Annotated in this window: 10 protein-coding genes; all 10 read left to right on the top strand. The window is 35.0% G+C overall.

All coding sequences use genetic code 11. From position 1 onward, the window contains the following. Positions 1–41 precede the first annotated feature (41 nt). The 10 genes from cysK (at position 42) to lysS (ending at position 8458) form a co-directional block, all read left to right on the top strand. Positions 42–962, top strand: a complete 921-nt coding sequence (gene cysK, locus CAB05_RS21205; protein WP_088004081.1) for a cysteine synthase A — start codon at positions 42–44, stop codon at positions 960–962. A gap of 137 nt (positions 963–1099) precedes the next feature. Further along, positions 1100–2515 carry an anthranilate synthase component I family protein gene (locus tag CAB05_RS21210; RefSeq protein ID WP_088004083.1) on the top strand — a complete coding sequence of 472 codons (1416 nt, stop codon included), beginning with the start codon at positions 1100–1102 and terminating at the stop codon, positions 2513–2515. Then, a complete protein-coding gene (gene pabA, locus CAB05_RS21215) occupies positions 2512–3099 on the top strand; it encodes an aminodeoxychorismate/anthranilate synthase component II (protein ID WP_088004085.1) in 588 nt (195 codons plus the stop codon). Before CAB05_RS21210 ends, pabA begins: the two co-directional genes overlap by 4 nt. After that, positions 3096–3962: an aminodeoxychorismate lyase gene (gene pabC / locus CAB05_RS21220; protein WP_088004087.1), complete on the top strand. Its 867-nt coding sequence runs from the start codon at positions 3096–3098 to the stop codon at positions 3960–3962. The genes pabA and pabC overlap by 4 nt, the downstream gene beginning before the upstream one ends. A gap of 2 nt (positions 3963–3964) precedes the next feature. After that, entirely contained in the window at positions 3965–4801 is an 837-nt protein-coding gene (gene folP, locus CAB05_RS21225) for a dihydropteroate synthase (protein ID WP_088004089.1), read from the top strand. After that, positions 4801–5166: a dihydroneopterin aldolase gene (gene folB / locus CAB05_RS21230; RefSeq protein ID WP_088004091.1), complete on the top strand. Its 366-nt coding sequence runs from the start codon at positions 4801–4803 to the stop codon at positions 5164–5166. Before folP ends, folB begins: the two co-directional genes overlap by 1 nt. Beyond that, on the top strand, positions 5159–5656 hold the full coding sequence (gene folK, locus CAB05_RS21235; protein ID WP_088004093.1) for a 2-amino-4-hydroxy-6-hydroxymethyldihydropteridine diphosphokinase: 498 nt from the start codon (positions 5159–5161) through the stop codon (positions 5654–5656). The genes folB and folK overlap by 8 nt, the downstream gene beginning before the upstream one ends. Then, a complete protein-coding gene (locus CAB05_RS21240) occupies positions 5608–5808 on the top strand; it encodes a helix-turn-helix domain-containing protein (protein WP_088004095.1) in 201 nt (66 codons plus the stop codon). Before folK ends, CAB05_RS21240 begins: the two co-directional genes overlap by 49 nt. A gap of 37 nt (positions 5809–5845) precedes the next feature. Then, a complete protein-coding gene (gene dusB, locus CAB05_RS21245) occupies positions 5846–6844 on the top strand; it encodes a tRNA dihydrouridine synthase DusB (RefSeq protein ID WP_088004098.1) in 999 nt (332 codons plus the stop codon). Positions 6845–6976: 132 nt separating this feature from the next. Then, the gene (gene lysS / locus CAB05_RS21250) at positions 6977–8458 is read left to right on the top strand and encodes a lysine--tRNA ligase (RefSeq protein WP_088004100.1); all 1482 of its coding nucleotides are present in this window, start codon (positions 6977–6979) and stop codon (positions 8456–8458) included. Positions 8459–8860: the final 402 nt, after the last annotated feature.

Consider the following 8860-nt stretch of genomic DNA (forward strand, 5'->3'; position numbering starts at 1 on the left):
ATTAAACAGGTCAATATACTTGGGATTAGGAGTGAAGGGAAATGAAGGTTGCAAATTCGGTTTATGAATTAATCGGTCAAACTCCAATAGTGAAACTAAACAGATTTGTAGAAGAGGACAGTGCGGAAATTTACTTAAAACTGGAGTTTATGAATCCAGGTAGCAGTGTAAAGGATCGTATTGCTTTAGCAATGATTGAGGATTCAGAGAAAAAAGGCTTATTAAAACAAGGAGACACAATTATCGAACCAACTAGTGGAAACACGGGGATTGGACTAGCGATGGTTGCTGCTGCTAAAGGTTATAAAACAATATTAGTAATGCCAGAAACGATGAGTATTGAAAGACGCAATCTTCTACGTGCTTATGGAGCAGAATTAGTATTAACACCAGGTCCAGAAGGTATGGGTGGAGCAATTCGTAAAGCAGATGAGCTTGCAAAAGAACATGGATACTTTATTCCGCAGCAATTCAAAAATTTATCAAATCCTGAAGTACATCGTTTAACAACGGGTCCTGAGATAGTTGATCAAATGGGCGAACAATTAGATGCATTTGTTTCAGGTGTTGGTACAGGTGGTACAATTTCTGGAGCTGGGGCAGTATTAAAAGAAGCTTATCCAGGTATAAAAATTGTAGCTGTTGAGCCTGAAGATTCACCGGTTTTATCAGGTGGTAAACCAGGACCGCATAAAATTCAAGGAATAGGTGCAGGATTTATTCCAGACATCTTAAATACCGAAATTTATGATGAAGTTATCCAAATTAAAAATGATGTAGCAATGGAGACTGCAAGAAAAGTAGCAAAAGAAGAAGGAATCTTAGTTGGTATTTCTTCTGGAGCAGCTATCAATGCAGCTCAACAAGTTGCTAAAAAGCTAGGAAAAGGTAAAAAAGTGCTAGCTATTATTCCAAGTAATGGTGAGCGTTACTTAAGTACAGCTTTATATCAATTCGAATAAAATAAAATTTTAAACAATCCCTTTGCTTCAATGCGGAGGGATTTTTTGTTATCCAATGAAATGCTTTGATGTATAGTTCCTTAGTTCCTAATTTTTGTGTAAAATGAAAAAAGGAAGCAATCAGAGGGGGATTTCTCATGAAGTATGAAATATTTTCAAAAGTATTAAATTTTAACAAATCTTTCTTCAATCACTTTGTAGAGATGGCCAAAGATAAAAAGAATGCCGTACTACTTGAAAGTGGACGTGATGGAAGATATTCAATTATGGCATCAAATCCCGTTGCAAAAATTTATGGCAAACATAATCAGTTAACAATAGAAGATCATTTAGGAAAATCAGAAGAGAACGGTAATCCGATTGATCTGGCGAAAAAGTATTTAACCAAATTCACAATCAAAAAGCGCGATGATTTACCTCCATTTCAAGGTGGAGCGATTGGGTATTTCACATATGACTGCAATCGTTATATCGAGGACATTCCAAGTCTTGCAGAAGACGTATATAACATACCAGATGTATATTTACTTGTATTTCATGAGGTTATCATTTTCGACCACCAAGACCAGTTATTATATTTAATTGCGATTGATGAAATCGAAAATAAAGAGACTGCATTAGAAAAGTTAGAATTACTAGAAGCATTCTTTATAAAAGAAGTGGAAAAAATAAACATAGATACAAAAAGCACCGATCAGCTTCAAAAAACAGTTTATATGTCTGAGGAAATCTTTACTGAGGCTGTAGGGAAGGTAAAGGATTATATTGGTGCTGGTGATGTATTTCAAGTGAATTTATCGGTTCTTCAATCAGAAACATTGGTAACAGACCCGATTCATATTTACGAGCAATTAAGAGAAATCAATCCTTCTCCATATATGTCATTTTTAGAATTTGATGAATTTCAAATTGTAAGTTGTTCACCAGAGCTACTTGTAGCAAAGAGAGATCAAGAAGTTTGGACAAGACCAATCGCTGGTACGAGGTCTCGTGGTAACACACCTGAGGAAGAAGCTCAATTAATGGAAGAACTACGTTCGAATGAAAAAGAACAGGCTGAACATATTATGTTAGTTGATTTAGAGCGCAATGATTTAGGCCGAGTATGTAAATATGGTTCAGTCGAAGTGGATGAGTTATTAGTAATTGAGAAATACTCACATGTTATGCATTTGGTTTCAAATGTACGAGGAGAATTAAAAGAAGATAAAGATTCATTCGATTTGCTAAAAGCAGTATTTCCCGGAGGAACAATTACAGGTGCACCTAAAATCCGTACAATGGAGATTATTGAGGAGCTAGAGCCAACAAAACGAGGAATTTATACAGGTTCAGTTGGATGGATTAGCTTTACAGGTGATATGGAGTTAAATATTACAATCCGAACTATGATTACGAAGGATCAACAAGCATATGTACAAGCAGGAGCAGGTATCGTAATTGATTCAAACCCTAAGCACGAGTATTTGGAAAGCTTAAAGAAAGCTCAAGCGTTATGGACAGCAAAGAAGGTAAGTGAACAAAAAGCTAAGTTAGGTGGTATACAAGCATGATTTTAATGATTGATAACTACGATTCTTTTACTTACAACCTTGTACAATATTTAGGTGAACTAGGTGAAGAACTGGCTGTAAAAAGAAACGATGAAATCACTTTAGAGGAAATAGAAGCAATGGCCCCTACTTATTTGATGATTTCACCAGGACCATGTACTCCAAATGAAGCAGGTATTAGTTTAAAAGCCATTGAATATTTCGCCGGTAAAATTCCTATTTTAGGTGTATGTTTAGGTCACCAGGCAATTGCTCAAGTGTTCGGTGGTGAAGTAATCCGTGCAAAAACACTTATGCATGGTAAGACTTCTTCTATTACTCACGAAGGCATGGGGTTATTTAGTGACTTGCCATCACCGATTGATGTGACGAGGTATCACTCTTTAATTGTTGATGAGAAAAGCTTCCCAGATCAATTACAAGTTACAGCTTGGACAAGTGATGGAGAAATAATGGCCTTAAAACATAAAACATTGCCTATTGAAGGTGTTCAATTCCATCCTGAATCAATTATGTCTCAGTTTGGAAAAGAGATGCTTAAGAACTTTTTAGTGTTATATAAACCATCTAGGAGTAAAGTATGAAGATTTACTTCAATGGAGATTACTTAAATGATTTTGAAGTGAAGATTTCTCCATTTGATCATGGGTTTTTATATGGATTAGGTGTGTTTGAGACATTTAGAATTTATGATGGACACCCATTCCTATTATTCGATCATCTTAATCGTTTAAGAAATTCCTTAAATGAATTAAATATTGAGTGGAATATGTCAAATGACGAAATACGAGATATATTAATTCAATTAGTTGAGATGAACAATTTAAACAATGCTTATATTCGTTTAAATGTTTCTGCAGGCGATGGAGAGATTGGTCTATATACGGGAATGTATCAAAAACCAAATACGATCATCTTTGTTAAACCAATGCCCCCTTCAAAAATAACTGAAAAGGAAGGGGTCATTCTACATACACCAAGAAATTCTCCTGAAGGTAAAGAAAGATTAAAGTCGCATCATTATCTAAATAATATTATTGGTAAGAAAGAAATCGGTGGCTCTCCTAGTTTAGAAGGGATTTTTCTAACGAAGGAAGGATACATTTCCGAGGGGATCGTTTCAAATATCTTTTTTATAAAGAATGGTAGAATGTATACTCCTCACATCGATACTGGAATATTAAATGGGATTACAAGACAATTTGTACTTCATTGGTCAAATATAAACGGTATTATTTGCGAAGAAGGTTTCTATACAGAAGCAGAGTTGATTGATAGTGATGAGATTTTTATTACAAACTCAATTCAAGAAATGATTCCAATTACGATAATTGATAAACATGAATATGCCTTACATGAGGACAGTCTTATTTATAAACTTCAAAAAAATTATCGTAACTACACATCACGTTTATTTAGCAGATATGAAATAGAAAGGAGTGAATAATTATGAGAAGAGCAAGAACACCTTTGCTTTGCGGGAATTATTCATTACCAATACACAATGAAACAATTATTATGGGAATTTTAAATGCCACGCCAGACTCATTTTCCGATGGTGGCAAATATAACGAGGTAGAACTAGCGATTCAACATGCAAAGAAACTAATTGCTGATGGAGCGAAGATTATAGATGTAGGCGGAGAATCTACAAGACCTGGAGCGGCAGTGGTCAGTGAGGAAGAAGAAATTAAACGGGTTGTTCCGATAATCAAAGCTCTTTCCAATGAAATAGACGTTCCGATTTCAATAGATACGTATAAATCTGAAGTAGCAAAACAAGCTGTTGAAGCTGGTGCAACAATCATTAATGATGTTTGGGGAGCGAAAAAAGATCCTCGTATTGCAGAGGTTGCAGCATCTTACAATGTTCCAATTTGTTTAATGCATAATCGAACAAGCGAAAATTATTACAGTTTGATGAGCGATTTGATATGTGATTTAGTTGAAAGTATTCAAATTGCAAAACGTGCTGGTGTAAAAGATGAGATGATTATTCTCGATCCAGGAATCGGATTTGCAAAGACAGCTAAACAAAATTTAGAAGTAATGAATCAATTAGAGCAAATTAAATCTCTAGATTACCCAGTTCTACTTGGTACTTCGAAAAAAAGATTTATTGGACAAGTCCTTGGAACTGAAGTCGATGAACGGTTGGAAGGGACAGGAGCGACTGTTTGTCTTGGTATAACAAAGGGTTGTGAAATCGTTCGAGTTCATGATGTTCTTCCGATTTCTCGAATGGCTAAAATGATGGATGCAATGTTACAGATAGGAGATCAATGATGGATAAAATTTATGTAACAGGGATGAAATTCTATGGGTACCACGGTGTTTACAAAGAAGAGAAAACACTTGGACAACGATTTAATGTGGATTTAATTGTCGAATTAGATACAAAAAAAGCAGGAAAAACGGATGATTTGGCGTATTCAGTAAGTTACGCAGATTTATTCAAGACATGCGAAGAAGTCGTTCAAGGTAAACCGTATGATTTAGTTGAGGCAGTGGCTGAAGAGGTGGCTTCACAAATATTACATACATACGATTTAATACAGCAATGTACAGTGAAAGTGATCAAACCAGATCCGCCGATACCAGGTCATTATGATTACGTAGCAGTAGAAATAACAAGAGGTCGTCATGAATAATCAATCATACATAAGTCTAGGTACAAATATAGGAGATCGAGAAGGTTTTCTTAAAAAAGCAATACAAGAAATTGGACAACATGAAAGTATAATTGTTGAACAAGTTTCATCGATTTATGAAACAGATCCAGTAGGTTACGTTGATCAAGAACCATTTCTAAATTTAGTCATTAAAATTTCTACCAATTTAACGCCGTTACAATTGCTTGAAGCAACACAGAATATAGAAAAAAATCTTGGTAGAAAGAGAGAAATACGATGGGGTCCAAGAACAATAGACCTTGACATTTTACTCTATAATCAAGAAAATATAGAAGTTGAGCACCTAAGAATACCTCACCCTAGAATGTTTGAAAGAAGCTTTGTATTAATACCTTTAAAAGAAATTAACCCATCATTTAAGGTTGAAAATAAATTGTTAGAAGACAAAGGGGTACGATTATGGAAGCAGAAAAATGGGGGAGAAGAATTAGGGCTTTTAGAAAGTTAAAAGGCTATACCCAAGAAGGTTTTGCAAAAAATCTAGGCGTATCCGTTTCCGTTCTAGGAGAAGTAGAACGTGGGAATCGTATGCCATCGGAACAGTTTTTGCATGAGTGTGCAAAACAATTAAAAGTAAGTGTAGAGGAACTATCGATATAGATTTTAGATTTGAAGTGAATTGGAAGGAGGATGGGATGTGCTGAAAATTGGTGACATCGAGATGAAAAATCCCGTCGTACTAGCACCAATGGCCGGGGTATGTAACTCGGCTTTTAGATTAACTGTAAAAGAATTTGGCGCAGGATTAGTTTGCGCTGAAATGGTAAGTGATAAAGCGATTCTTCACAATAACAAAAGAACGTTAGATATGCTTTATATGGATGAACGTGAAAAACCATTAAGCTTACAAATCTTTGGTGGTGAAAAATCATCATTAGTAGAAGCTGCTAAGTACGTAGATCAAAATACAAATGCAGATATTATTGATATTAATATGGGTTGCCCTGTACCAAAAATAACAAAAGTTGATGCGGGTGCAAAATGGTTATTAGACCCTAATAAGATTCATGAAATGGTTTATGCAGTATCTCGAAATGTAAGTAAACCAGTAACTGTTAAAATGCGACTTGGTTGGGATGATGATCATATATATGTAGTGGAAAATGCAAAAGCTGTTGAAGCTGCTGGCGGAAAGGCTGTTGCAATTCATGGTCGTACACGCTATCAAATGTATGAGGGGAAATCTGATTGGAGCTGGATTAAAGAAGTTAAAAATCAGGTTTCAATTCCAGTTATCGGAAATGGTGATGTAGAATCGCCTCAAGATGCTAAGCGTATGTTAGATGAAACTGGCTGTGATGGCGTAATGATTGGACGAGCGGCACTAGGAAATCCTTGGATGATTTATCGCACGGTTAAGTATCTGGAATCAGGCATTTTAATGCCAGAGCCAGCACCACGTGAAAAAATTGATGTATGTCTATTGCATATGGACCGATTAATTGAATTGAAAAATGAACATGTTGCTGTATTGGAAATGAGAAAACATGCTGCATGGTATTTAAAAGGTATGAAAGGTACTACAACAGTTCGTAACCAAATCAACGAAGTGAATACTCGAGAAGAAATGGTTAATCTATTAACGGCGTATGTTAATGAAGTAGAAACAAAAATGGAAGCTGTTGAAGCTTTGTAAGTTTGACAGGTTTCCCTTGACAAAATATAATATGATATAGTAAACAAAACTGCCAGATAGATACCTGGCAGTTTTTCTATTAAAATCAAATTGTATTTATATACTTATTAATAAAAACGTGGAGATGAGAAGATGAGTCACGAAGAATTAAATGACCAAGCCCTGATTCGTAGGGAAAAATTGAAAACTCTTGAAGAAAAAGGAATCGATCCTTTCGGTAAAAAATTTATACGTTCACACTCTTCAAGTGAACTATTAGCACAGTTTGATCAATTTTCTAAAGAAGAATTAGAAGAAAAAGCAATTATAGTTTCATTCGCAGGCCGTGTAATGACGAAACGTGGTAAAGGGAAAGCTGGATTTGCTCACGTACAAGATTTAAATGGACAAGTTCAAATCTATGTTCGTAAAGATGCTGTGGGTGAAGAGAGCTACGAAATCTTTGACATTACTGACCTAGGTGACATTGTTGGTGTTAAAGGTGAAGTATTTAAAACAAATGTTGGAGAATTATCTATTAAGGTAAAGGAATATACTTTCCTAGCGAAAGCATTATTACCACTTCCAGATAAGTTCCATGGTTTACAAGATGTGGAACAACGTTATCGCCAACGTTACTTAGATTTAATGAACATGGAAAGTCGTCAAACGTTCATTTCTCGTAGTAAAATCATCCAATCAATGAGACGTTACCTAGATAGCCAAGGTTATTTAGAAGTTGAAACGCCTATGTTACATGCAATCGCAGGTGGAGCTTCAGCTAGACCGTTTATCACACATCATAACGCACTGGATATGGAATTATATATGCGTATCGCTATTGAGTTACACTTAAAACGATTAATCGTAGGTGGACTTGAAAAAGTTTATGAAATCGGACGTGTATTCCGTAACGAAGGTATTTCAACTCGTCATAATCCAGAGTTTACTATGATTGAATTATATGAAGCGTATGCAGATTATCAAGACATCATGGAACTGACTGAGAACTTAATAGCTCATATTGCTAAAGAAGTTTTAGGTACAACAACGATCCCTTATGGTGAGTATACTGTTAACTTAGAGCCAAAATGGACAAGACTTCATATGGTTGATGCTATTAAAGAAGCATGTGGAGTGGATTTCTGGCCTGAAATGTCAGTAGAACAAGCAAGGGATTTTGCTAAAGAGCATAATGTAGAGATTAATAACAATATGTCTGTAGGACATATCATTAATGAGTTCTTTGAACAAAAAGTAGAAGAAACATTAATTCAACCTACATTTATTTATGGTCATCCGGTTGAAATTTCACCATTAGCGAAAAAGAACGCAGATGATCCTCGTTTCACAGATCGTTTTGAATTATTTATCGTAGCTCGTGAGCATGCAAATGCATTCACAGAGCTAAATGATCCAATTGATCAAAAACAACGCTTTGAAGCACAATTGAAAGAACGTGAGCTTGGAAATGATGAAGCGCATATGATGGATGACGATTATATCGAAGCATTAGAACATGGTATGCCACCAACTGGAGGATTAGGTATTGGTATCGACAGACTAGTTATGTTGTTAACTAACTCGCCTTCAATTCGTGACGTATTATTATTCCCGCTTATGAGACATAAATAATATAGAATTTGGCTGACTAAACGAATACAGTTTAGTCAGCTTTTTTAATACTGACTGTCCATTTAGTACCGTATTGATGTTAAGAAAAGCGTACTTAATTAAACTCAATTCGCACGTAGAATAAAATATAGATTCTGAAAAAAAAGAATTTAAATTTAGGTATTGTGTTTATAGTTTTTTGATGTTATATTATTAAACGTTGTCACATTAAAACGATGTAGACAACAAAAGAAAAAATTCAAAAATACATTGACAACATTTGAAAGAAAATGTTATGATGTTTAAGTCGCTTCTGAAGCGACAAAGTGAACTTTGAAAACTAAACAAAACATGAAGTAAAACGTCAATTATTAGTTTTTTGAGCAATACAAGATTTAAACTTAACTATTATGGAGAGTTTGA

The sequence above is a fragment of the Gottfriedia solisilvae genome, assembly GCF_002128405.1.
GTDB lineage: Bacteria > Bacillota > Bacilli > Bacillales > Bacillaceae_G > Gottfriedia > Gottfriedia solisilvae.